The sequence below is a fragment of the Gloeothece verrucosa PCC 7822 genome (assembly GCF_000147335.1).
Classification (GTDB): Bacteria; Cyanobacteriota; Cyanobacteriia; order Cyanobacteriales; family Microcystaceae; genus Gloeothece; species Gloeothece verrucosa.
Genome location: NC_014501.1, coordinates 4,073,116 through 4,099,042 on the forward strand (window position 1 = coordinate 4,073,116; position 25,927 = coordinate 4,099,042).

The 25,927-nt window shown below is 40.8% G+C and carries 27 protein-coding genes; all 27 read left to right on the top strand.

All coding sequences use genetic code 11. The features are described from left to right. Positions 1 to 10 precede the first annotated feature (10 nt). Positions 11 to 400: a 4Fe-4S binding protein gene (locus CYAN7822_RS17960; protein WP_013323678.1), complete on the top strand. Its 390-nt coding sequence runs from the start codon at positions 11 to 13 to the stop codon at positions 398 to 400. A gap of 36 nt (positions 401 to 436) precedes the next feature. After that, on the top strand, positions 437 to 1,639 hold the full coding sequence (nifS, locus tag CYAN7822_RS17965) for a cysteine desulfurase NifS (protein ID WP_013323679.1): 1,203 nt from the start codon (positions 437 to 439) through the stop codon (positions 1,637 to 1,639). A gap of 51 nt (positions 1,640 to 1,690) precedes the next feature. Next, positions 1,691 to 2,584: a Fe-S cluster assembly protein NifU gene (gene nifU / locus CYAN7822_RS17970; protein ID WP_013323680.1), complete on the top strand. Its 894-nt coding sequence runs from the start codon at positions 1,691 to 1,693 to the stop codon at positions 2,582 to 2,584. Between the two features lie 422 nt (positions 2,585 to 3,006). Next, a complete protein-coding gene (gene nifH / locus CYAN7822_RS17975; protein ID WP_013323681.1) occupies positions 3,007 to 3,903 on the top strand; it encodes a nitrogenase iron protein in 897 nt (298 codons plus the stop codon). Between the two features lie 175 nt (positions 3,904 to 4,078). Then, complete coding sequence (nifD, locus tag CYAN7822_RS17980) at positions 4,079 to 5,509, top strand: nitrogenase molybdenum-iron protein alpha chain (RefSeq protein WP_013323682.1); 1,431 nt, start codon at positions 4,079 to 4,081, stop codon at positions 5,507 to 5,509. Positions 5,510 to 5,670: 161 nt separating this feature from the next. Then, on the top strand, positions 5,671 to 7,206 hold the full coding sequence (nifK, locus tag CYAN7822_RS17985; protein WP_013323683.1) for a nitrogenase molybdenum-iron protein subunit beta: 1,536 nt from the start codon (positions 5,671 to 5,673) through the stop codon (positions 7,204 to 7,206). A 224-nt stretch (positions 7,207 to 7,430) separates the two neighbouring features. Then, the gene (nifE, locus tag CYAN7822_RS17990; RefSeq protein ID WP_013323684.1) at positions 7,431 to 8,834 is read left to right on the top strand and encodes a nitrogenase iron-molybdenum cofactor biosynthesis protein NifE; all 1,404 of its coding nucleotides are present in this window, start codon (positions 7,431 to 7,433) and stop codon (positions 8,832 to 8,834) included. Between the two features lie 85 nt (positions 8,835 to 8,919). Beyond that, a complete protein-coding gene (gene nifN, locus CYAN7822_RS17995; protein WP_013323685.1) occupies positions 8,920 to 10,272 on the top strand; it encodes a nitrogenase iron-molybdenum cofactor biosynthesis protein NifN in 1,353 nt (450 codons plus the stop codon). A 62-nt stretch (positions 10,273 to 10,334) separates the two neighbouring features. Further along, entirely contained in the window at positions 10,335 to 10,796 is a 462-nt protein-coding gene (locus tag CYAN7822_RS18000; protein ID WP_013323686.1) for a NifX-associated nitrogen fixation protein, read from the top strand. A gap of 37 nt (positions 10,797 to 10,833) precedes the next feature. After that, complete coding sequence (gene nifX, locus CYAN7822_RS18005) at positions 10,834 to 11,250, top strand: nitrogen fixation protein NifX (RefSeq protein WP_013323687.1); 417 nt, start codon at positions 10,834 to 10,836, stop codon at positions 11,248 to 11,250. A gap of 167 nt (positions 11,251 to 11,417) precedes the next feature. Further along, entirely contained in the window at positions 11,418 to 11,897 is a 480-nt protein-coding gene (locus tag CYAN7822_RS18010; protein WP_013323688.1) for a NifX-associated nitrogen fixation protein, read from the top strand. Positions 11,898 to 11,942: 45 nt separating this feature from the next. Continuing rightward, positions 11,943 to 12,179, top strand: a complete 237-nt coding sequence (locus CYAN7822_RS18015; protein ID WP_013323689.1) for a CCE_0567 family metalloprotein — start codon at positions 11,943 to 11,945, stop codon at positions 12,177 to 12,179. Then, on the top strand, positions 12,158 to 12,517 hold the full coding sequence (gene nifW / locus CYAN7822_RS18020; protein ID WP_013323690.1) for a nitrogenase-stabilizing/protective protein NifW: 360 nt from the start codon (positions 12,158 to 12,160) through the stop codon (positions 12,515 to 12,517). Before CYAN7822_RS18015 ends, nifW begins: the two co-directional genes overlap by 22 nt. Positions 12,518 to 12,522: 5 nt before the next feature. Continuing rightward, positions 12,523 to 13,329, top strand: coding sequence for a HesA/MoeB/ThiF family protein (locus CYAN7822_RS18025; protein ID WP_013323691.1), 807 nt, complete (start codon positions 12,523 to 12,525; stop codon positions 13,327 to 13,329). 65 nt (positions 13,330 to 13,394) lie between these two features. After that, positions 13,395 to 13,766 carry an iron-sulfur cluster assembly accessory protein gene (locus CYAN7822_RS18030; RefSeq protein WP_013323692.1) on the top strand — a complete coding sequence of 124 codons (372 nt, stop codon included), beginning with the start codon at positions 13,395 to 13,397 and terminating at the stop codon, positions 13,764 to 13,766. A 39-nt stretch (positions 13,767 to 13,805) separates the two neighbouring features. Further along, positions 13,806 to 14,117 (top strand): 2Fe-2S iron-sulfur cluster-binding protein, encoded by a 312-nt coding sequence (locus CYAN7822_RS18035; protein WP_013323693.1) that lies wholly within the window; start codon positions 13,806 to 13,808, stop codon positions 14,115 to 14,117. Between the two features lie 161 nt (positions 14,118 to 14,278). Further along, on the top strand, positions 14,279 to 14,656 hold the full coding sequence (locus tag CYAN7822_RS18040) for a hypothetical protein (protein WP_013323694.1): 378 nt from the start codon (positions 14,279 to 14,281) through the stop codon (positions 14,654 to 14,656). 22 nt (positions 14,657 to 14,678) lie between these two features. Next, complete coding sequence (locus CYAN7822_RS18045; RefSeq protein ID WP_013323695.1) at positions 14,679 to 15,026, top strand: hypothetical protein; 348 nt, start codon at positions 14,679 to 14,681, stop codon at positions 15,024 to 15,026. Positions 15,027 to 15,036: 10 nt separating this feature from the next. Continuing rightward, complete coding sequence (locus tag CYAN7822_RS18050; protein WP_013323696.1) at positions 15,037 to 15,249, top strand: hypothetical protein; 213 nt, start codon at positions 15,037 to 15,039, stop codon at positions 15,247 to 15,249. Between the two features lie 65 nt (positions 15,250 to 15,314). Then, on the top strand, positions 15,315 to 15,608 hold the full coding sequence (fdxB, locus tag CYAN7822_RS18055; protein ID WP_013323697.1) for a ferredoxin III, nif-specific: 294 nt from the start codon (positions 15,315 to 15,317) through the stop codon (positions 15,606 to 15,608). 212 nt (positions 15,609 to 15,820) lie between these two features. Further along, entirely contained in the window at positions 15,821 to 16,318 is a 498-nt protein-coding gene (locus CYAN7822_RS18060) for a hypothetical protein (protein ID WP_013323698.1), read from the top strand. A 156-nt stretch (positions 16,319 to 16,474) separates the two neighbouring features. Continuing rightward, entirely contained in the window at positions 16,475 to 16,750 is a 276-nt protein-coding gene (locus CYAN7822_RS18065; RefSeq protein ID WP_041933826.1) for a hypothetical protein, read from the top strand. A 1,022-nt stretch (positions 16,751 to 17,772) separates the two neighbouring features. Next, entirely contained in the window at positions 17,773 to 19,374 is a 1,602-nt protein-coding gene (locus CYAN7822_RS18075) for a helix-turn-helix domain-containing protein (RefSeq protein WP_013323700.1), read from the top strand. Between the two features lie 1,079 nt (positions 19,375 to 20,453). Then, positions 20,454 to 21,260: a PEP-CTERM/exosortase system-associated acyltransferase gene (locus tag CYAN7822_RS18080; RefSeq protein WP_013323701.1), complete on the top strand. Its 807-nt coding sequence runs from the start codon at positions 20,454 to 20,456 to the stop codon at positions 21,258 to 21,260. Positions 21,261 to 21,369: 109 nt separating this feature from the next. Next, positions 21,370 to 22,962 (top strand): FAD-binding oxidoreductase, encoded by a 1,593-nt coding sequence (locus CYAN7822_RS18085; protein WP_013323702.1) that lies wholly within the window; start codon positions 21,370 to 21,372, stop codon positions 22,960 to 22,962. A 223-nt stretch (positions 22,963 to 23,185) separates the two neighbouring features. Next, a complete protein-coding gene (locus CYAN7822_RS18090) occupies positions 23,186 to 23,944 on the top strand; it encodes a hypothetical protein (protein ID WP_013323703.1) in 759 nt (252 codons plus the stop codon). A 193-nt stretch (positions 23,945 to 24,137) separates the two neighbouring features. After that, a complete protein-coding gene (locus CYAN7822_RS18095) occupies positions 24,138 to 25,913 on the top strand; it encodes an ABC exporter membrane fusion protein (protein WP_013323704.1) in 1,776 nt (591 codons plus the stop codon). Positions 25,914 to 25,927: the final 14 nt, after the last annotated feature.

Sequence of the window (25,927 nt, forward strand, 5' to 3'; positions counted from 1 at the left end):
GAGTAGAGTTATGAGTTATACCATCACCAATAATTGCATCGGCTGTGATCGCTGCTATGTACAATGTCCCACCGGAGCTATCCAAAAAGTTGACGGACTACTCCTAATTGACTCTACTCTCTGTAATGATTGTGTCGGTTATCATGGAACACCACAGTGTGCCTCAATTTGTCCCACCAATGGCGGCTGTATTCCCAGTGCCGCCTCAATTACGCCTGAACCGACTTGGGTGCCGCAAGCCCTCAAAAGCGAGGTTTCACCCTACTGGGATAGCTGGTTTGCTCGTTATAACTACCTGATGCAACGACTCAAAAGCGGCGATCAAACCGGCTATTGGCAACATTGGTTTGATACTTATTCATCGAAGCTCACAAGTCTTTTATCCCAATCGATGATTTAACGCAATTGTATTACTGATAGCAACGGGAAAAGTGCGATGAGAGACTGTATTTATCTCGACAACAATGCCACAACACAAGTCAGTGAAGAAGTCTTAGAGGCAATGTTGCCTTATCTAACTCAATATTACGGCAACCCATCGAGTATGCACTCGTTTGGCGGACAAGTAGGCAAAGCCGTAAAAACTGCCAGAGAGCAAATCGCTTCTCTACTCGGTGCAGAAGCCTCAGAAATCGTTTTTACCAGTTGTGGAACGGAAGGAGATAATGCAGCTATTCGCGCCGCTCTTGCCGCTCAACCGGATAAACGCCATATTATTACGACTGCTGTTGAACATGCGGCTGTCCTCAATTTGTGTAAACTCCTGGAAAAGCAGGGCTACAGCGTTACCTATCTTTCCGTTGATTCCCAAGGATTAATCGATCTCGATGAATTAGAAGCCGCTATTACTGGCAATACCGCTCTTGTGTCGGTTATGTATGCCAATAATGAAACTGGCGTAATCTTTCCCATCGAGCGTATTGGTTCTATCGCTAAAGAACGCGGTGCAATCTTTCATGTTGATGCCGTTCAGGCTGTGGGAAAAGTTCCCCTCGATATGAAAACTAGCACCATCGATTTACTGACCCTCAGTGGTCATAAAATTCATGCTCCTAAAGGTATTGGTGCCCTATATGTGCGTCGCGGAACGATCTTTCGTCCTTTATTGATTGGTGGACACCAAGAACGAGGACGCAGAGCCGGAACCGAAAATGTCCCAGGTATTGTGGCTTTAGGAAAAGCGGCAGAATTGGCCGAGTCTCATCTGATTAATGTAGGACTCGAACAACAGTTAAGAGATTATCTCGAACAAACTATCTTAGCTATTATTCCAGATACTGCTGTTAATGGTCATCCCCTCCAACGTCTTCCTAATACCAGTAATATCGGTTTTAAATACATAGAAGGTGAAGCGATTCTTCTGTCTCTCGATCAACATGGGATCTGTGCCTCCTCTGGTTCTGCCTGTACGTCAGGCTCTTTAGAACCCTCCCATGTCCTGCGATCAATGGGACTGCCCTATAGTGTACTGCACGGGTCTATTCGTTTTAGTTTATCTCGTTATACCACTCAAGCCGAGATTGATCGGGTGCTGGAAATTTTGCCCACCATTATCGATCGTCTCCGCGCACTGTCTCCTTTTAACAGTGATAACGCGCAGTGGCTTCAAGAACAGGAAAAATCTGTCTTGTCTCGATAAATCTTAAATTAATCACAAATTTGCCCTTAGAGTATTGACTTTTGAATCGATATGTGGGAATATACAGATAAGGTAATGGAATTCTTCTACAATCCCCGAAACCAAGGGACGATTACCGAGAAGAAAGAAGGCGAAAAAATTGTTACAGGAGAAGTAGGAAGTATTGCTTGTGGAGACGCTCTCCGACTCCATTTAAAAGTTGACGAAGCTACTCAAATCATATTAGATGCTCGTTTCCAAACTTTCGGCTGTGCTTCTGCTATCGCTTCTTCTTCAGCCCTAACAGAGTTACTCAAAGGGAAAACCGTAGATGAGGCTTTAAAATTGACCAATAGAGAGATTGCCGAATATTTAGGCGGCTTACCCGAAGAAAAAATGCACTGTTCTGTGATGGGACAGGAAGCGCTAGAAGCGGCAGTCTTCAGTTACAAAGGCATTCCCCTAGCCACTCATGAAGAGGAAGAAGGAGCATTAATTTGTAAGTGTTTCGGGGTTACAGATACAAAAATTCGCCGAATCATTATCGAAAATGACTTGACGACCATTTCTCAAGTAACCAACTATGTTAAAGCGGGTGGTGGCTGTAGTTCTTGTTTAGCCGATATCGATGACATTCTCAAAGAAGTGGCTACAGAAAGAACAAAAGCCGTAGAAGCCGCGACCAACGTGGTAACCGCTAAAGAGAATAATACTAACGGGTTCAAACAACTAACCAACATCAAAAAAATCCAACTGATCGAACGAGTTTTAGAACAAGAAGTCAGACCGATTTTAATGGCTGATGGCGGAAATGTAGAACTCTATGATCTCGAAGGAGAGATAGTTAAAGTCGTTCTAAAAGGAGCTTGTGGCTCTTGTGCTGGTAGCACTGCAACCCTAAAAATCGCCATTGAAGCCAAGCTCAAAGAGTTAATTGATCCCGCCTTAGTGGTTCAAGCTGTATAAAGCATTTTCATCAACTTAAATCATTAAACTCAATCAAACCTAATATGTTAAACAATGGCAAAAACCGAGAGCGTTCGCCCCCTTGAGCATCGCTTTCATCCCCAAAAGTGACTATGATTGCCATGATTAAAGAAAAACTATGATTAAACCATAGTTGCTCAATAAATCTCAAAAATCATAGTGAACTTTTCCCCAACGCTGTATTAAACTAACAACCCTAGATCTATTCACCTGTGTTTCCTTGGGAAATCCAATTAACACAGAGATTGAAAGGCTGATAAGTGGAACGAGAACAAAGGTTAAACTGAATATCCTTTAAACTCTTTCACCTCTACTGGGCCAACAATCGACATTCTATTTTATCTCTACTTGAACTTTCCAAGTTCATCAAACTCTAAACTAGACTAAGCGAGAAATCAACCATGCGACAAATAGCATTCTACGGTAAAGGCGGTATTGGTAAATCTACCACATCTCAAAATACCTTAGCAGGGATGGCTCAAAACGGCAACCGCATCATGATTGTTGGTTGTGACCCGAAAGCTGACTCTACTCGCTTGATCCTCAACACCAAAGCGCAAGTAACTGTTCTCCACTTAGCCGCAGAACGGGGTGCTGTTGAAGACCTAGAACTCGAAGATGTATTACTCCAAGGGTTCGCAGATATCAAGTGCGTAGAATCTGGTGGTCCTGAGCCTGGTGTAGGATGCGCCGGTCGTGGGATTATTACCGCGATTAACTTCCTTGAAGAAGAAGGAGCTTACGAAGACCTAGATTTCGTATCCTACGACGTATTAGGGGACGTTGTTTGCGGTGGTTTCGCTATGCCTATCCGTGAAGGAAAAGCACAAGAAATCTACATCGTTACCTCTGGGGAAATGATGGCGATGTATGCTGCGAACAACATTGCCCGAGGCATCTTAAAATATGCCCATACTGGCGGTGTTCGCTTAGGGGGCTTAATCTGTAACAGCCGTAACGTTAACCGTGAAATTGACCTCATTGAAGAGTTAGCGGATCGCTTAAATACTCAGATGATTCACTTCGTACCTCGTTCTAAGCAGGTACAAGAAGCTGAATTACGTCGGATGACCGTTATTCAATACTCTCCCGATCACCCACAAGCTGATGAGTATCGCGCTTTGGCTAAGAAGATCGAAGAAAATACCAAACTGACTATCCCCACTCCGATCGACAATGATACCCTCGAAGAACTGCTGATCAACTACGGTCTATTAGGTTCTGATGAAGAGTACAAGAAAGTAATGGAAGCTGACATGGCACAGCAAGCGCTGACCAAGTCTCTCAACGCTAAGTAATTAGTAAACAGTTAACAGTTAACAGTTAACAGTGCAAAACTAAAAACTGTTAACTGCAAAACTAAAAACTGTTAACTGCAAAACTAAAAACTGTTAACTGTTAACTGATTACTGTTAACTGTTAACTCAATTTCCCCGATCCTTTTTATTGTCACCATCGAAACTGAGGAACACTATGTCAACGGTAGAGGACAGGAAGCAGTTAATTCAGGAAGTTCTAGACGAGTATCCTGAGAAGTTAGCTAAAAAACGGGCAAAACACCTCAATGTTTACGAAGAAGGTAAGTCAGACTGCGGTGTAAAATCTAACATCAAGTCTGCTCCTGGGGTAATGACCGCTCGTGGTTGTGCTTATGCAGGATCTAAAGGGGTGGTTTGGGGTCCTATCAAGGACATGATCCACATCTCTCACGGTCCCGTAGGATGCGGTTACTACTCTTGGTCTGGTCGTCGTAACTACTACATCGGAACCACTGGGGTAGATACCTTTGGAACCATGAACTTTACCTCCGATTTCCAAGAACGCGACATCGTTTTTGGTGGAGATAAAAAACTCACCAAGATCATGACGGAAATCGAGACGTTGTTCCCCCTCAACAATGGGGTTTCAATTCAGTCTGAATGTCCGATTGGTCTAATTGGGGATGACATTGAAGCAGTCGCCCGTAAAGCCAGCAAAGACACTGGTAAGCCGGTTGTTCCCGTCCGTTGCGAAGGATTCCGAGGTGTATCTCAGTCTTTAGGACACCACATCGCTAACGATGCTGTTCGTGACTGGGTATTCAGCCGCACAGACGCAGAAGAAATCGAAACCACTCCTTATGATGTCGCCATCATCGGTGACTACAATATCGGTGGAGACGCTTGGTCTTCTCGCATTCTGTTAGAAGAAATGGGCCTGCGCGTTGTGGCTCAATGGTCTGGGGATGGAACCATCAATGAAATGATGCAAACCCCCAAAGTCAAACTCAACCTCATCCACTGTTACCGCTCGATGAACTACATCAGCCGTCACATGGAAGAAAAATATGGTATCCCCTGGTTCGAGTATAACTTCTTTGGACCCACCAAGATTGCCGCTTCTTTAAGAGCGATCGCTGATCTGTTCGATGATACCATCCGCGAAAATGCTGAGAAAGTCATCGCTAAATACCAAAAACAAACCCAAGATGTCCTCGATAAATATCTTTCTCGCTTACAAGGTAAGAAAGTGATGTTGATGGTGGGCGGTTTACGTCCTCGTCACGTGGTTCCCGCCTTCAGAGATTTAGGCATGGAAATCATCGGTACTGGGTATGAATTTGCTCACGGTGACGACTACAAGCGGACAACCGATTATATCGAAGATGCAACTCTCGTTTATGATGACGTAACCGCTTATGAGTTTGAGAAGTTCGTTACTGAACTCAAACCCGATTTAGTGGCTTCTGGTGTTAAAGAAAAATACGTCTTCCAGAAGATGGGCTTACCCTTCCGTCAAATGCACTCTTGGGATTACTCTGGTCCTTATCACGGTTATGATGGATTTGCTATCTTTGCTAAAGATATGGACTTAGCGTTGAATAATCCAACCTGGGGCTTGATTAAGACTCCTTGGAAAAAATAGAAAGTTGGGCAAAGGGTAAAGGGTAAAGGTCTGCCCAAGATAACCAAGGGTTAAAGGGATAAGATTTCTCTGTAAAACTTGCCCTTTTCTCCCTTCCCCCTTCCCCCCCACACCCCCCTTACACTACATCAGTTATCGCAACCAAGAACGGAGTACAAGTAATGTCTCAGAATATCGATAAAATTCAAGACCACGTTGAATTATTCCATCAGCCAGAGTACCAAGAGTTATTCGAAAACAAGAAAGCTGTAGAAGGCATGGCTTCTCCTGAAGAAGTCGAAAAAATAGCCGAATGGACTAAGAGTTGGGATTATCGGGAAAAGAACTTTGCTCGCGAAGCCCTCACCATCAACCCCGCTAAAGCTTGTCAACCCCTCGGTGCTATTTTAGCCGCCGTCGGTTTTGAAGGAACCCTCCCCTTCGTTCATGGTTCCCAAGGTTGTGTGGCTTATTTCCGTACCCACTTTACCCGTCACTTCAAAGAACCCTTTAGCGGCGTTTCTTCTTCCATGACAGAAGACGCAGCCGTTTTCGGTGGACTGAAAAACATGATCGAAGGGTTAGAGAACGCCTACAGCCTCTACAAACCCAAAATGATCGCCGTTTGTACAACCTGTATGGCGGAAGTTATCGGGGATGACTTAGGTGCTTTCATTGGTGCGGCTAAAAAAGATGGGTCTGTTCCCGAAACTTTCCCCGTACCTTTTGCTCATACGCCGTCTTTCGTCGGTTCCCACATTGTGGGTTATGACAATATGCTCAAAGCCATATTGCTCAACCTGACTGAAGGCAAGAAGAAAGAAACCACCAACGGAAAAATTAACTTTATTCCTGGGTTTGAAACCTACATTGGCAACCTGCGCGAATTAAAGCACCTGACTGCTGCTATGGGCGTTGATGCGACCATTTTAGCTGACAATGAACTCTATTTAGATTCTCCTAACGATGGGGAATTCAAGATGTACCAAGGCGGTACAACTTTAGAAGAAGGGGCTGATTCCATCAACGCAGAAGCTACCATCACCCTACAAACCTACCCCACCGTTAAAACTCGGGAATATATCGAGGAAAAATGGGGACAAAAAACCTTTACCTATCGTCCTTGGGGTGTCAAAGGAACAGATGAGTTCTTAATGGGACTTTCTGAACTGACCGGTAATCCTATCCCTGCTGAATTAGAACTCGAAAGAGGACGCGCAGTTGACGCGATGACCGATAGCCATGCTTGGTTACATGGTAAGACAGCCGCTATCTATGGCGACCCAGACCTCGTAATGGGAATGTTACAATTCATGTTAGAAATGGGTGTAGAACCCGTTCATGTGCTAGTGAACAACTCTAACGCTGAATTTGAAGCAGAAGCTAAAGCATTACTCGCTTCCTCTCCCTATGGTTCAAAAGCAACCGTTTGGGGTGGTAAAGACCTCTGGCATATGCGCTCATTACTGTTTACCGAACCCGTTGATTTCTTAATCGGTAACTCTTATGGTAAGTACCTCTGGCGCGATACAGGTATTCCTTTAATCCGCATTGGCTACCCCATCTTTGACCGCCATCACTTACATCGTTATTCTACTATCGGTTACAATGGTGCGATCAACCTCCTCAATTGGATCGTTAATGCTCTGTTTGAAGATATCGATCGTAAGACCAATATCCCCTCTAAGACTGATATCTCCTTCGATCTAGTTCGTTAATACGAGAAGAAACAGGGAACGGGGAACAGGGAACAGAAATATCTTGATCAACGTTCCCTATTTCCTATTCCTGATTCTCTGGGAGCCTTCGGCGCTGCGGAGCAGATTGTATCAAAGCATTGAATCGCTAATTTTTTAAATTTAAAACATGATATTTTTGGCAATTAATACCGCCAACCCCCCCCCTAATTAACTCCTCAAGAGACTTTTTAAAGCAAGACATCATGAAGATAACAAAAGGCAAAATCGCCGAACTGCTTGATCAACCGGGTTGTGAACACAACCATAAGAAAGAATCACAAAAAAATAAAGCTTGTAAACAACAAGCTCAACCAGGAGCGGCTCAAGGCGGTTGTGCTTTTGATGGGGCTTCTATTGCTCTAGTTCCCATTACCGATGCAGCCCATTTAGTACACGGACCTATTGCTTGTGCGGGTAATTCCTGGGGTAGCCGGGGTAGCCTTTCTAGTGGTCCAACTACCTATAAAATGGGTTTTACCACCGATGTATCGGAAAATGATGTTATTTTTGGTGGCGAAAAAAAGTTATATAAAGCCATCGTCGAAGTAGTCAAACGCTACAAACCGGCTGCTGTTTTTGTCTATTCTACCTGTGTCACAGCCTTGATCGGGGATGATATCGATGTAGTTTGTGAAGCCGTCGCAAACAAATATAAAATCCCTGTCATTCCGGTTAACTCTCCCGGATTTGTCGGCAGTAAAAATTTAGGCAACCGTTTAGGAGGAGAGGCTCTATTAGAGTATGTCGTAGGCACAAAAGAGCCAGAATATACCACTCCTTATGATATTAATTTAATTGGCGAATACAATGTCGCTGGGGAAATGTGGGGGGTTTTGCCGTTATTTGAAAGATTGGGCATTCGGGTATTAGCAAAAATTACCGGTGATGCTCGTTTTGCCGAAGTTTGTCAGGCTCATCGGGCTAAATTAAATGTGATGATTTGCTCGAAAGCGCTGATTAATATGGCCCAAAAAATGAAGGAAAAATATAATATTCCCTACATCGAGGAATCCTTCTACGGCATTGCGGATATGAATCGCTGCTTGAGAAATGTTGCCGCTTCTTTAGGAGATGCCCAATTACAGGAGCGAGTAGAGCGATTAATTGCTGATGAAACGGCTAAATTAGATATCGTTTTAGCGCCCTATCGAGAGCGGCTAAAAGGTAAAAAAATGGTGCTGTATACCGGTGGTGTAAAAAGTTGGTCGATTATTTCTGCCGCGCAAGATTTAGGCATGGAAGTGGTGGCCACCAGCACGAAAAAGAGTACAGAAGAAGATATTGCTAGGATAAAAACCCTTTTGGGTGCTGATGGGATTATGTTAGAAAAAGGCAGTGCTGCCGAAATTCTAAAAGTCGTCGAGAGAACCGGAGCGGATTTGTTGGTGGCGGGGGGTAGAAATCAGTACACCGCTTTAAAAGCGAAAATACCCTTTTTAGATATCAATCAAGAGCGGCATCATCCTTATGCGGGATATGTAGGGTTGGTAGAGATGGCCAGAGAATTAGACGAAGCGCTACATAGTCCAATCTGGGAACAAGTGCGTAAACCCGCTCCCTGGGATTTAGCACATCATAATCCTACACTGGCCCACTATATCCACTAAGTCAATAGTCAATAGTCAATAGCTAATGACAATGGGGGCTTGAATCTGCCCTCCTACTAATGACGTAAGACTAATAACGAGAAAGATGACTACCGTACTAGATCCGAAAAAAGCTGTTAGCGTTAACCCCCTCAAACAGAGTCAACCTTTAGGAGCGGCTTTAGCCTTTCTGGGGTTAAAAGGAATGATGCCCCTGTTTCATGGTTCCCAAGGTTGTACCGCCTTTGCCAAAGTGTTATTAGTGCGTCATTTCCGGGAAGCTATTCCCATGGCCACTACCGCCATGACAGAAGTCACTACCATTTTAGGGGGAGAGGAAAATGTTGAACAAGCCATCTTAACCCTCTTAGAAAAAGCCAAACCCGACATTATCGGCTTATTAACCACAGGTTTAACCGAGACTCGGGGGGATGATATGAAAGGCATCCTCAAAAGTATTCGTCAACGTAACCCTCAGTTAAAAAACTTTCCGATTATCTTAGTCTCTACGCCTGATTATAAGGGGGCAATGCAGGATGGCTACGCAGCCGCCGTCGAGCAGATAGTATCCACCAATTATGGGCACTATGTGCCGGAGGAAGGGTTGCCGCCTTCAGTTCATTCTAAGCCGCTTATTACGGTCTTAGCTGGGCCAATGCTCTCGCCTGGGGATGTAGAGGAAATTAAAGAAATCGTCGAATCTTTTGGCATTACTCCCCTTGTGGTGCCGGATTTATCGGGTTCAGTGGATGGACACTTAGAAGACGAGTATTATTCGGTGACTTCTGGTGGGACTTCGTTGACGGATTTGAAGCGCTTGGAACGTTCTACTTTTACTTTGGCCATTGGCGAGAGTATGCGGGGCGCGGCGGAAATCCTACAAAAGCGGTTTGGGACTCCTTTTGAGGTGTTTCCTAGGCTGACCGGATTAGAGGCGATGGATAACTTTATTATGCGGTTATCCCAGATGGCCCTTAATTATTGTGACCCGCATTTTATCTGTACGCCGTTTGTGCCGGACCAATTTCATCGTCAACGCAAACAGTTACAGGATGCTATCCTCGATAGTCATTTTTATTTTGGTGGTAAGCGTATCTGTTTGGCCCTAGAGCCGGACTTACTTTATTCTACCAGTTGGTTGCTCAAAGAAATGGGAGCCGTGATCGGAGCGGCTGTCACCACGACTAAATCGCCTTTATTGTATGATTTGCCAGTTGAAAAAGTGCTGATTGGGGATTTACAAGATTTGGAGGATTTGTCAGTGGGGGCTGATTTGATTATTACCAATTCTCATGGTAAGGGGATTAGTCAGCGACTTGGCGTTCCTTTGTATCGTATGGGTTTCCCCATTTTTGATCGCCTGGGAAATGGACAACGGTGTTTAGTCGGTTATCGGGGTACCGTTTCTATGTTGTTCGATATTGGTAACCTGTTGCAAGAACAAGAAGCGGCCCATTAAGTTTTTTTCAGGATTCCACACCTATACAGACCTTGAAAAGATTTTCTAGGAGTTAATGAAAAATGCAGTCCGGTGCTACTCTTTCTCTAGCGCAAAGCCTATCCCGAGAACATCCTTTTGTGGATGAGTTGCTCAGACAGTTTCGACTTCATGATACCTCTGGATGTTATGAAAATTGGTCGAATGAGTTGCTATTAAATTCTTTAATTTTGTCTCCTATTCGGGAAAAAAATCGAGCGATAAATAGCCAGGTAGACTCCTCTTTATCTTATTTACGAGTTTGTGCTTTTTATCATACTGTTGCCATAGAGATTGAGAAAAAAACCGGACGATTGCCTGAAACTTTTATTAATTTAAGTCCTCAAGGTTCTAGTTCAGCTTTGATTTGTTGTGGAAATTTATTAGTGGTTTATGAACTTTTAGAACGAGTGAGTTCTTTTGGGTTTGATTCCCTAGAAAAGCTCATTAATACTGGAGAACAGTTAATTCAGTATGCTGTAGCTAGAGTCCATCAGTTTTTTTAGCCTAAATTTTGTTAAGCTATCTTTAAGGAGAAATACCATGAAAGTTGCTTTCACCACCAGTGATAATATTCATGTTAATGCTCACTTTGGATGGGCGAAAAAAATTGATCTTTACGAAGTGAATACCGAGGGTTATAATTTTTTAGAGACTCTTCATTTTAGTGGAGATTTAAAAGAGGATGGGAATGAAGATAAATTAGTTCCTAAAATCGAAGCTCTAACCGATTGTATTATCGTTTATGTTTCGGCCATTGGCGGTAGCGCAGCAGCCCGTTTAATTCGCAAAAAAGTTACCCCCATTAAGGCTAATAGTGAGACGGATAAAATTACCGATATTCTCACCAATTTAGTCAAGCAATTGAAAGGAAATCCTCCCCCTTGGCTACGGAAAGCTCTGCAACAAGAAAATAAGCAATTCGTATTTGAAGAAGAGGAAGAATTAGTTAACAGTTAACCGTTAACAGTGAACAGTTAACCGAAAAAATATTGCTTACAATATCTGTAACAATACCCAAAAATACCGTTTATTACTGTTAACTGCTCACAAAAACTCCAAAAAGGATAACTGTTAACTGCTCAAAGTTCAGTTAATTTATCACTAATAAACTTAGGGTGAAATCCATGACAACAGCCACAAGCACTAATCCAGAAGCCGATGCTCTTTTTATTGCTGAAAATGCCTTTCTTAAAGAATTGGCTCAGCAAATACGTGCCCAAGATCATTATGGCGTTTTTCGTACTTGGGAAGATAGATTAGTTCTCGCTAATTTTATTGTCAGTAAGAAGAGAAAGCGGGAAATTCCGGTTAACGGAGATGTCGATCCAGCAACCCAATTAAGAATCTTATCATTCTATCGGGCTATCGCTGCTAGTATTGAAAAAGAAACTGGAAAATTATGTCAAGTTGTCCTGGATATAAGCCATGAAGGTTTTGGTTGGTCTTTAATTTGGAGTGGCCGCTTAATGGTGGTTTGTCGGACAGTCAGAGATGCTCATCGCTTCGGTTTTGAATCTCTAGAAAAATTAGCGGCCGATGGAGAAAAATTGGTTGAAAATGGAATCGAATTAATTCAACGTTTTCCTGAAGTCGCTAACCTTTAAACCTTATCAGGATGCGCTCAATATCGCAGCCTACAAGAAGAGATTATGGTTCAACTAAGTGATAAAAGTCCAACTCCTGAAGCTGTAACCGAACTAAAAAACACCATTCGGCGGCTAAATAGCAAAGCGGGTCAAATGAAGATGGATCTTCATGATTTGGCGGAAGGATTGCCCACTGATTATGAAAAACTCGTGGAGCAAGCCAGCAAAACTTACGAGATTTTTCGTGAGTTAGATCAATTAAATAAACAACTCAAACAATGGGAGAAACAACTCAAATGACTACTCCGGCTACTCAAACCTTTGCTGATTTCAAAAGCTTAACCGATACTGAAGACTACTTACAATTTTTTGGGATTAGTTATGATCAGACATTTGTCAATGTCAATCGCCTGCATATCCTCAAGCAATTTTCTCTTTTAATTGAAGAAGTTGACCAAGCGTTTCCTGACCTGAGTGAAACAGAAAAATTAAGCAAATATGGTGAAGCCTTTGCAGAAGCTTACGAACTCTTTAAAACTTCCAGCCCTGTAGAAACAAAACTGTTTAAAGTCTTTCAAGAAAAACCCAAAGATGTAGTTTTCCTCAAAGATCTTACCAAGGACGCAGGAGTCAAATAAACGTGATGGAACTTACACCGACCGAAATAGAGCGTTATCAGCGACAAATCATGTTACCGGGTTTGGGTGAGGAAGGACAGAAAAAACTCAAGTCCACTACCGCCCTCGTGACGGGAGTAGGAGGACTAGGAGGTACAGTCGCCCTCTATCTGGCGGTGGCAGGAATCGGAAAATTAATTCTGGTTCGCGGTGGAAACCTACGCCTCGATGATATGAATCGTCAAATTTTGATGACGGATGACTGGGTAGGAAAGCCAAGAGTTCTCAAAGCCAAAGAAACTCTCAGCAAAATTAATCCAGATGTGCAAATCGAGGCTATACCTGAATACGTTACCCCTGACAATGTGGATATTTTGGTTCGAGGAGCCGATATTGCCATAGACTGCGCTTTTAATTTTGAGGAACGCGATTTATTAAATGAAGCTTGTGTCAGGTGGGATAAACCGATGGTAGAAGCGGCTATGAATGAAATGGAAGCTTATCTAACTACCATTATCCCGGGTAAAACTCCTTGTTTATCTTGCATTTTTCCAGAAAAACCTGAATGGGACCGTTGGGGGTTTGGTGTTCTGGGCGCGGTTTCGGGAACCCTTGCCACTTTAGCCGCCCTAGAAGTCATCAAAGTCATCACCGGTTTGGGACAACCCTTATACGGAAAACTCCTGACGATGGAATTAGGCAGTTTACATTTTGCTAAACATCGTCCCTATCATGACCCCAATTGTCCCATCTGTAGCAAGATTACTCAACAAAAAATTAACCAAACACTGAATTTAGTCAATACCAAAACAAATCTGTCAATTTCAGTGTGAATCATCCATAAATTAGCCCCTTATTAACGCACTCATCTTTCAGATCTCGATTTACGGAGGTTTCCATGACAGTTTCCTTCACAGACAAAGCGGCATTTAGACTTCGCACTTTTTTACGGGGTACGACAGAATCAGGCACTTCTTATCAAAAAGGAATTCGAGTAGGAGTCATCGATGGAGGATGTAGTGGTTACGAATATTCCTTAGAAATTGTCGGGCAACCCAATCCTGAAGATTTAATTTTTGAACAAGATAAAATGCAAATCTATGTTGATCCTAAAAGCGCCCCTTTATTAGAGGGAATTGTCATAGATTTTGTGGAAAGTTTAACCCAAGCAGGCTTTACCTTCAAGAATCCTAATGCTACCAGTACCTGCGGGTGTGGCAAGTCTTTTTCAGCCGGAGAATGCACTCCTGCCGGAGTGTCTTGTAGTTAAGTTTTTGTTTTTTTCTTATCAACAACGGAGAACACTATTATGGCTACTTATCAAGTTCGTCTTATCAAAGGCAGCAAGAAAAAACCGCCTGAAATGGATGTGACTATTACAGTAGATGAAGATACTACCATTTTTGATGCGGCAATAGAAGAAGGAATTGATTTACCCTCTTCCTGTAAAGCTGGTGCTTGTTCGAGTTGCGCCGGCAGAATTGAAGCCGGAGAAATTGATCAGTCTGAGCAAAGTTTCTTAGATGAAGAACAAGTTGGAAAAGGATTCGTTCTTCTTTGTAGTGCTTATCCTCGTTCCGATTGTACGATTAGAACTCATCAAGAAGCTTACTTGGTCTAAAAATTAATTTTTATCTCTCCGGTAAACTTTGAAGTCGTATCCTGTATTTACACCAAATTTCTAATATGTAGTTTTGAGCATGAGAAGGGGTATTACAGGAGCGGCTTCTTATCCTAATTGACTTATTAAGTTTGACAGTTGGACTAGCTATATTAAAGTCTATGAAAGTTATCAATCATCCTCAAGACTCTATCTTACGTAGAGTATTGAATAGAAAGTTTCTTTTTAAGCTTGTGTTTTGGGCGGTGGGGGAAGTTTGGCTAGGGATGATAGGAATTGATGATTTTGCTGATTATCAGGATTTTCTTTATGAGCAAGATTTAGAATTATCCAAAAAAAATAATCGTACTGTCAAGCTTTCGGGTTCTAATCCTATGTTCTGCAATAAAATTAATGATGCCTGCCCCATTAAAGTTATGGTAGACAAAAAGGATAGCTGTGAAAAAAGTTACTTATATTCTTCAGAAACTTTCAATAAAAAATGCCTCAAGCTGAAACACTTTTGTATTAAAGCTGAAATTCTCTCAAAACTTCTCTAGTTTCTCTTTTTTGAGGACTCTAATGTTACAAGAATACTTAGCCGCCGAATTTGTTAAGCTGATCGATCAATACTACCCAGAAACCGGTAAAGTTTTACAGTATTGCTATGTCAGAGTTCTTGAATACTATGTAAAAAAACTGCGAAAATCTTCCTATTACTTGGGCATTTATTATCCTAAACAAAAGTTCTTTGAGCTTCAAAATCAACAAGATGCCTTGAAGGAAGTAGCAGAAAACATGGGGTTAATTGATATTGTTTATGTCAATGCAGATCGGATCATTCGAGACCCTTTGTCACAAATTAAACAAGACAATCCGCGTTTATGGCTAGAGCTATATTGGGTTTCTACACAGGTTTTTTCTGATTAAGGACTCTTCTATGCTTGCTGTTTACTTTCTTTTGTTATTGATTGTTTTTGTGACAGCTTGGATTGTGTCTAATGATCAAGATCAAGTTCATCAAATAGCGGCCATCAGTACGGCTGTTATTGCTCTGCTTTTGTGTTTTAGTATAGCGATTATTCCGGGAAAATTTTTAATTATTTTTTTCTTGTTTTGTTTTTTTAAAAAAATTCACGCAATCGATAAATAATATTATTAAAATAGTTATATGAATGGTCTAAAGCCAAACAAAAACCATCTCCAAGGAGAACACTTATGTCAACTTTATCAGGTCTAACATTTGGTAAACTCGATTGGATTCCTAAATTCGTTACAGCAATTGATGCTAGTAAATGTATTGGTTGCGGACGATGTTTTAAAGCTTGTGGTCAGAATGTCTTGAAATTAATGGGAATGAACGAAGATGGAGAATTTGTAGAAGATGCAGAAGACGACGAAATTGAGCGTCAAGTTATGACCATTTTTAACCAAGCTCAATGTATTGGTTGTGAAGCTTGTGCGCGTTTATGCCCCAAAAATTGCTATACTCATGAACCTCTACCAGCCTAGAGTTTCCTCTTAGTTAGATTTGATTTCTTCGTCACTGACTAGCGGGCTGGGTTATGAAATTCTAATTGTCTCTTAAGACTGTTATAAAGAGGAGATATTGACTTTCATTAAAAAAGGTTAATTCTTTTCCTCGACCCGGGATTTATAGCATTAATTAAGAGCCTCAATCAGTACATAACCCAAGACCCTTTTTTTATTTGATTTCCCACAATATGAGTAGCAATTCCCTAGCGGCTGAAGAAAATTTCTCTGGCTCTGATATATCTCAGGATGTTAAGATAAAATTACAGTTAGCTTCACAAAACTGGGAAAATACAGTCTTATCAGAGCAATACATTAACGAAGCTCTGGCCTTAGCACCCAATAATCTTGATGTTTTAATTGGTGCTTATCGTTTCTTTTTCTATAAGGGCAAAACAGATATTGCTCTCGGAATTTCGGAAAAAGTTTTAGAGATAGTCCAACAACGTAAAAATTTACCCCAAGCGTGGGAACAACTTCAATCTATTCTGCTTACACAAAAAGATGATTCTCTCATTAGGCTCTATTTAAATGCTTATGCGGCTAAGGGTTTTCTATTAGCTAAAATTGGCCGAATTGAGGAAGCTAAAATGATCACCACACGAGTTAAAGCCATTGATGAAAATAGAGAATCTTGTGCTTCTACCGTCTTTGATGTCTTAACTCACTCACCTGATGAAGATGATTAATTAGTCATTAGTCATTAATCTTTAGTCATTAGTCATTAGTCATTAGTCTTTAGTCATACTCGCTGTTAAGTCCTAAGTTATTGTAAAAATTATTACTAAACTTGCCTACTTAAAATGATAGTGTGGTTTTACCAATTATGAATGAAAAATAAAGTCATGGCATCCTCACGTCAAGAACAATATTTTAATTTAATTGATCAACTTCTTCGTTGTCCTAATGGGCAAGAACCTGAAGTTTTAGATGCTAATGCTGAGTTAATTGATCAAGGGTTAGTTCAAGCTTTAGTACAAGTAGGAACGATGATGGCTCATGAAAGTAACCCAGATGGAGCTAAATTTTTATTTCATGTTGCCCGACAATTAGCTCAACAATTAGGTTTATATCCTGAGTCTGCCACAAGTTCTCAAGCGCAATCTGCAACAAGTTCATAAATCTATGACTTCTTCGTTGTCACAACGCAGCCACTATAGAGTGGCTGTAAAAGTAAGTAGGTGGAGTGGACAAAAGTAAGATTAACTAAGTACCTGGACATAAATAAAGCCCTCTGCGTTAAAAAATGTAAAAATTTCGAGAAAATTAATAAAAATGTATTATTTAGTCGAGTAGATGCGGGTGCGCTCCGGTCTGTAGCCGCCATCAATACCCTTTGCTTTCTTTACATATTCTTTAAATATATTAAATTTCAATGCGCCGAGCGCTTAGTAAATAAATGTAAATTGCTTCTGACTTGTATAGGAGCAGTTTTTTAGATAAGTTATATCCCTAGCAACTGACTCGTGACCTCACCGTATACTAGCAAGAATGTCCAGCTAGTTAAATGATTAACAGAGCTTACAACCCTTGATCGATCTGATTAAGCTAAAAAATTTTTTCGTTGGGGAAAATCCTAGAGTCTAGAAAGTAAGTGATCAGACTCTGTCGGCTAAATAACTAGGTAAAAACAACTAGAATCAGGGTTGAAAAATAGAGTAGCTATAAAACCAAGGGTGTGAGTACCGAATGATAAGAATTCATCGGGAGCAAGTCAAAGTTAAGGGAGTATCACCAATAATGTTCATGGCTATTGATATATTTTACCATACTTCTACAAACTATAATTACTCATTTTTTTCGGTTATTTTAGGTACTTTTTCTTATTGAAATTCTAGATAAATGTTTATAATAAACAAATTATTAAAAATATTATTAAGAAAAATTGAAAATGCTTATAATGAACTGATTGGGGTTTAGTTATATGAGAAATTTATTAATCAGGACAGTTAAAGATTTTTTTTATCTTTAACAAAAACGCTCTAATTATTTAGGGTAAAGCTCCAAAATCCTAACAAAAAAAGTTATTAATGAGCATTCTTAATTTGCATATTTAAATGCGTTTTTAGCAAGAGGTGTTAACGATGGGATTGACACTTATCTTGTAAATTACCTCTGTATATTTATCACTAAATTAAGCCCTATGCCATATACAATACCTGACAATTGTTTCGGCTGTGGTACTTGCCAGCCACAGTGTCCTACAGGAGCTATTCATGTAGATGATGGGCGATATTGGATTGAATCAGGTCTTTGTAATGACTGTAATGAATACTCCGGCGAACCCCAGTGTGTCGTTCAATGTCCTATCAGTAGCCCAATTCCTCTACAAGCCAAAAAAGGCAGATATAAAGCAGTTGAGCGAGTGGCTACTAATCCGGATCTTTTTTCCAATGGAAAAAACAACACCTTTGCTTCTTCGATGGTTATTTGGGAAGCTTGCAAACTGTTAACCAGTACCACGATTCTTCCTTGGAACCCTGCTCAAGATGGCAAATTATGCTATCAACGACCCGTTAAACAAGGACGAGGAAAAATTACTTTTTGCTTGACTAATAATCTGGAGTCAGATTCAGTTTCTAACTGCGATTATGTATCGAATTGTTGTAATTTAGAAACGATTGATATTCGTTCTGCCTGTTTACATTTAATTTATGCCGCCTATGCCACGACTCTAGATAAACCTTGGGAACAAGAGTTTGTCATCGACGATCAGCAACTCGAGAGATATTTAGGCTTGGATAAGCGTAAAGACCTCAGTAAAGCCGCTAAACTCACCTTAATTAAAACTCTGGCTCAACAACCCTGTCGAATTACAACAGCCATTGAGTGGCCACAACAAGGAAAAATTAAGGGATTTACGGTAGAAGAAGATTTTATTTGGCATATACTGGAAATCAAGCATCATTTTCAAGAAGACAAGGACGGCTGTAAACATTTAATCGGTCTAACCTTTAGAATTAGAGCAGGTCTTTGGGCTAAATATTTTCTCAACAAACAAGGATATAAACAGCGTACCGCTTTTTATCAATATGGTATCCTACCCAAATTTTTACTTAATACAGTGATGAGTATCTGGCAGCAACATCAAGGATCTGTGCGAATGATCCTATGGTTGTTATTTAAAGCCAAAATGGGAAGGAAACAAAGCATCATGGTTCCTACCCTCATGAATATTGCTTTTGGAAAGGAGAAAGTCACTCAAGCCGCCACACAACGAGAACAACGAAAGCGGCTGATCCAAAAATTTGAGAGTAACCTAGAGGTTCTCAATTCCTACACACTGCAACCGGTTTTTGATCCCGTGACTTATCCGCCCGAAATACAGCCTTTATGGGCTAGATTAGTGGAACTTCCCGAGGATGCAGAGGATGCCATAGATTTTTGGATTAATGATGGCTCACAGGAACAGCGTTTAACTGATCCTGCGCCTCGGGGAAAATGGAATTTATTAATGCAAGCGAGGATTTTAGAATTTGAACTGCCGCAAGAGTGGGAGCAACAACTGGCTAAATTTGAGCGTAAAAAGCAACAAAGAATCAACAAAAGCCCTAAATCTAAAACTTCCCATCGACTTTCTGCTGAACAAATTTTGACAGCCAGAAAACGTCAAGGCATTTCTCAAAGAGAATTAGCGCAAATGATTGGCAAAAGCCAAAGCTGGATTCGAGACCTTGAAAGGGGCCGCTTTTGTGCTAAACCCGAAGACCAAGTGCGGCTTCAGAAAATTCTTAATTTACACTAAATTCATCCTCGCCTGAGTTTGACAGAGGAAAAATTGCCTTTGAGAAGAAGGGGAAAAGGGAAGAGGATGTCCCGTCAACGTTCCTTCAACCTTGACCCTTGACGGGGTGACAACAAGGTTAAAGAGGAGACTGGGGGTAGGGTGCAGGGTGTCGGGGGTAGGGAAAAATATCCCTTCTGAGCCGTTCTTTCTAACTCAATATTCAAAAAAAACCGCGCATTTCTCCCGACAATCCCTAATGATCTATAAAGTTAGCGAGCGATCATTGAAGTTTTTTCCCCACACCCTACCCCCCACACCCCACACCCTGCCTTAATTACAAGTTTCTTGTCACCCCGTCAACCTTGACCCTTTTGTTCGAGGTTTTTTTATAGCAACCGCCCAATTGGGTTAGGACAATTTTCAAACCTCAAACCTAATCACATTAACAAGGGTGTGGGGTATCCCCATCAATACCTATCGGGGCTTTAAACCATTGGGGTAGGATGTTTTTTTAAATTAAAAGATTTCTGCTTTCTCGAGCTACAGCCATTCCCCGGTAAGCTTTTAACCACAAGCCTTGGTGCAAGCGTGTAAGAGCTACTCTTGCTATAAAGTCAGATTGATCTCTCGGTTGTTCGGCAGGTCAAGGGTCGGCTCTCCCTAATTCTACTGATCGCATAGAGATCAGTGATTATACTGAATTGTTCTAATTAATAATAAAATATTAATTAGATTTTACTCATTAAAAATAGCTAAAAATCGTCTAAATCCGAGCATTAAGATCAGTAATTTCTGTACGAAAACTCTCTATCATACCGTAGAATTATTGAAAACAAAATTAAGGACAGATTAATTATTTTTTATTTCTCATTAAATTTGCATAAATTGAATAAAAATCCGAAAACCATTCAAATTAAATGATTTTCAGTATCTCTACTTGAATTTAAAGATTTTAAACTTCAAAAATAGGGGTTTTAGATAGCAACGATCAGAAAAAATAAAGATCAATATTTACACGGAAGTCTTTAAAGTTTTGATGTGCAAAAATTTAAATGTAAGCAAAGGCTTAACTAGAGATTTTAGGGGAGATAAATACTATGGATAGTAATATTGATCTAGGGGATTATTTTGATAATTTCTTTTCGGTTACCGTTGCCAACACGGAATTTTTAAAAGAACAAGTTTATAAAATACGTTATCAAGTTTATTGTCAAGAGCTTCACTATGAAGCCGAAGAAAATTTTCCCGATCAAAAAGAGCGAGATCCATACGATGACCGCTCTATTCATATCTTACTAAAGCATAAGCCTACCTCAACTTATATGGGCTGTGTTCGAGCCGTACTGGGGGATTCAACCCAACCCGACGCTCCTTTTCCATTTGAAAATATTTGCCAACACAATTTTGATTTTAGCCAACAGCCTCGTCGCAACTTTTTTGAAATTTCTCGTCTAGCCGTCATTTCTCAATTTCGCCGGCGTGCAGGAGAAGAAAATAGTTCTTGTGGCTTATCATTCTTCAACACCCAACCGCCAGAAGGCATTGAAGAAAAACGCACGGCTTCGCTAATTCCCATGAGTCTTTATTTGGCTTGCACCAGTATAGCAGTTCAACTAAAAATTGATGCCTTTACCCTAATGGAGGCACGCTTACAACGACATCTGAGATGGTCTGGGATTCCTTGTGATCAAATGGGAAATTTTGTAGAATTTCATGGCAAACGAGGCCCTTTCCTACTCAAACAGCAAGAAGTCATGACTTCCATGAAATCAGATACTCGTCAGTTATATAACCATATTCACGCTCAGATCAGTCAATCATTACCTTATCTGCCTCAAAAAGTTTCTGAAAAAATTCCTCAACTTTCATATTCTGAGTCCTTTCAGTTGTTGAAAACCGCCTAAAAGTCAGTGCCATTTTTGGTGGCATCGGTTAAAGGAATAACTCAATAAAGCAAACACTATAAATTTTCGATAACATGAAAAGACGAACTAGCCAATAATCCTTCCAGCTATGGATTACGATCTTATACTTAAAGCTTGGAGTCAAGTAATCGGTTCAGAAAACCTGCTCACTGAAAACCAAGCCATCCAAAATGCTCAAACAGCCACTTTCCCAACTCAACAGCAAATAGTAGCGATTTTATGCCCTGCCAACCGAGAAGAAATTCAACAATGTTTAAAAATCGCCAATGAATTTTCAGTTCCTATATATCCCATCAGTCGAGGAAGAAATTGGGGATATGGTTCGCGGGTGCCGGTACAAGATAAATGCGCTTTGTTGGATTTGTCTCGCTTAAACCGTATCATAGATTTTAATCAATCGCTTGCCTATGTCACGGTAGAACCCGGGGTCACTCAGCAACAACTTTATCAATTTTTAACAGAAAATGCTCCATCTCTGTGGATGGATTGCACCGGTTCAAGTGCTGATAGTAGTCTAATCGGCGCTATTATGGAACGAGGCTTTGGACATACCCCTTATGGTGATCGCTTTGCAAATGTCTGTGGTTTAGAAGTGGTTCTTCCCAGTGGAGAATGCATTCATACCGGTTTTACCAGATTTCCTAATGCCTTAGCCGGTTCGGTATATCGTTGGGGAATTGGTCCTTATATAGATGGTTTGTTTACTCAGTCGAATTTGGGCATAGTGACTAAGATGACCCTCTGGCTGATGCCTGCTCCTGAGTATTTTCAAGCTTTTTACTTCAGTATAGAAAAAGACGAACAACTCCCAGAACTTATTAATGCCCTGCGTCCTTTACGCCTGAACGGGACGATTAAGAGTGCTGTTCATATTGCTAATAGTTACAAAGTTTTATCGACTATTCGCCAATATCCCTGGGAAGAAACTCGAGGAAAAACTCCCTTACCTACCGATGTTATGGATTATTTTGCTCAAACCTGGGATTTAGGTGCTTGGAATGGTTCCGGGGGACTTTATGGAAGCCGACAACAAGTTGCTGCTGCCCGGCAGTTGATCAAGAAAGCCTTACGTGGTAAAGTTAGGCGGCTACTATTTCTTGACGACCAAACGCTAAAAATTGTTCAATGGTTAGCTAAACCCTACCAACTCTTTACAGGTTTAAATTTACCGGAACTGATCAAAATTGTTAAACCGGTCTTTGGGTTGATGAAAGGTATACCCACAGATACACAAATAGCCAGTATCTATTGGCGCAAAAAATCCCCGCCACCACAAGAAATGAATCCTGATCTAGACCAATGCGGGTTGATGTGGTGTTCTCCTATCGCTCCCCTAGATGGACAACATGCGGCTAAAATTTATGAAATTGTTAACGATACTTTAACAGACTACCAATTTGAGCCGATTATAGCCATGACCATGCTCACAGAAAGGTGTCTTAGCTGTGTGATTTCCATCACCTATGACCGAGAAGTGGCAGGAGAAGATCAACAAGCCCTCAAGTGTTATCAAGACTTGAATGAAAAACTAAGCGGAGCAGGATACTATCCCTATCGCTTAGGGATTAAATCCATGCAGATATTGGAGCAAGCGGAAAAAAACTACCAAAATTTACTAAAAAATCTCAAAAAATCGCTCGATCCAAATGATATTCTCGCTCCTGGGCGATACAGCAGCTAAAATTGATGCGAAAAATTTTCTTAAATATAAGGCTCCTATCTTAATACAATGCAGAGGGATTTTTAGCTACCCTCTTTTTTTAGTAAATTTGTTCTAATTAGAGGTTGGATCATTATCATTATCAAGTTTTTTACTTTTTGTTTTTATAACTTTATAGGGACTTAAAACAAATTTTTTCTTAAATGAACAAAAATTTCGACATAACATAACCAGGAGTCATCTTATGCAAGCATCTATAGCGAATGTTTTTAAGGAAGCATCTGCTTCTAATCAATTCACTACCTCTTCAATCGAAGTTCACCTTGTAGATACAAACGATATTTTCTACAAGCGAGGACGCTTGTTAGCGGAAAAAGTTTACCATGAGGTCTGGAATACCGAACATTTAATTGATGGTAATGATTATGCCGTAGTCATCTCTTTAGAGGGCGAGGTGATTGGCAACATGAATCTTCAAGTTAGGTCTCCCCAAAAATTGTTAAAGAGCGAAAAGTTTTTTGGCAGAGAACACTGGAAATACAATTTTGATGAGTACAATCTCCCGATCGCTGAAATCTCAGCCTTTGCTATTTCTCGTCATCTTTCCCTAGACCTTTCTCGTCTTGTCATGATGAGCTTGATTGCCGGAATGCAAAATATTTGTCGTCTAGAAGCTATTAAGTTAATCGTTACAGTCCAGCATGAAAGTTTAATGCGTATTTTGAAAAGTTTACATTTACCCTTCCATAAAAATCAAATGGTAACCATTCCTCAAGGCAATCTTCCTGATGATGACTATTGGAACCGACAAAAAGCACCAGGACTGTATTACATACAACCTTTGAGCTTGGAGGTTGTGGAATGCTGCTATTCATATTTAGTATATATGACTCTTAAAGGAGTATCAACAGCTTTTCTGCCTAGAACCCAAAAAGCCGATTTATCTTACTCAACTTTTCGAAAAAGTTGGACTCACAACCAACAAGCATTTGTCTTGTCTTAAATTTGACTGACAACTGAAAAAAGTCTCACTAACTCAGGAAACCAAAACCCTCTTAACCTACTGGAAAAAATTGATGCGAAAATTTTGGCCAGAGAATGATAATATTGCTAAAATTTTAGGGAATTATATAAACATAGACTGATACATGAAACGATTAAATTAGTCAGCCAGATTGCTGGTATAGGGTTAAACAATGGAGCGATTTATTATTGAAACCACTTATGAACAACCCTTGTCGGGGCTAAACCTTCCAACCTTAGGTAATAATTGGCCTTCGGTTGAATTGGAGCAACTGCTCACCCACTTAAAACAAGAGTTGGAACAAGGTAGACAATTACTCAGTGAGCAAGAAGAAGAACTAACTGAGTACGAATTAACCATTGCTGAGTTAGAGGAGAAACTTAGGAAGGCTCCCGACTCAGAGCTTCTTACTCTAGAAATGGAGTTAGTGAAAAAGCGACAAAAAAAGGAAAAGTTAGCCGAAAGATTGACACTTAAGCGTCGCTATCTTCAGATGCAAGAAGTATTTATGGAGCAATATCGAGAATTGCTCGATAATAAGCCATTTAACCCCGAATTAATCGACCAAAACAGCAATTTAGACGTAAAATTCCCGGGTTTTGAGGCTCCTGAACCCCTTAATTCCTCTGCTCATACTAAAACCCCTAAAAAACCCTGGTGGCGATGGACAGTCATCATCCCCATTGTCGGTTTGTTGGTGGGTGTTGTGGTTAAGTTACCCCAATCTCAGTTAATTAGCCAGCAATTAGCAAGCTCTCTAGCTTTATCCCCTTCTTCCTCCCCCGTAGCATCCAATGCTAAACCCACTCTCAAAGCGGTTGCTGCCTTGGGATATTTAGAACCTAAAGGAGAAGTTATCCAAGTATCGGCTCCGGCCATGATGGATGGACTACGTGTAGATAAGCTGTTAGTCAAAGAGGGAGATAGCCTCAAAGCCGGACAAAAAATCGCCATTCTTGATAACTATGATCGCCTCTCAGCAGCACTTCGTCAGGCCAATAGTCAAGTAAAAATCGCCCAAGCTCGTCTGGCTCAAGTGTTGGCCGGCGCGAAATCGGGTGAAATCACCGCTCAGAAGTCTAAATTTGAAGGCTCACAAGCAGAATTAGAAGGACAAATTAATACCCAAAAAGCAACGATCGCTGATTTAGAAGCCCAATTACAAGGGGAAAAAAGTGCCCAAATAGCTACGATTCAAGGATTAAAAGCCCAGTTAGACAATGCGACTAGCGATTGTCAGCGCTATGAGTTTCTCTACCAATCAGGGGGCGTTTCCCAACAATCTCGAGACAGTGTTTGTTTAAAACAGAAAACTACGCTAGAACAAGTTAACGAAGCACAAGCCAATTTAAAACGCATTATTACCAGCCGTCAAGAGCAAATCCAACAAGCACACGCTAATCTACAACGAACAATTGAAACCGTCAAAAGCCAAATTAATGCTGACAAAGCTACCCTACAAGCAACCGCCCAAGTCCGTCCAGAAGACATAGAAGTGGCTAAAGCTGAACTAGAATCGGCTAAGACGGCTGTGGACAAAGCGAAGGCGGATTTAAAATTAGCCTATGTTACCTCTCCAAAAGATGGCCAAATTTTGAAAATTCATACTTGGGCGGGTGAAATGGTGAGTCGAGACCAAGGTATTGTAGAACTCGGACAAACCAGTCAGATGTATGTCACCGCAGAAGTTTATGAAACAGATATCACTCGCGTTAAAGTTGGTCAGCCAGCAATCATTACAGCTAATGGGGTTACCAAGCAATTAAAAGGTACAGTAGACAAAATTGGCTTGCAGATTGGTCGCAAAAATGTTCTCGGAACTGATCCTGTCGCTGATGCTGATGCTAGAGTGGTTGAGGTCAAAATCCGCTTAAATGCCCAAGATTCTCAGCGAGTTGCCCATTTAACTAACTTACAAGTCAATGTAATCATCAATCCTTCTAATTAAAACCCTAAATATCC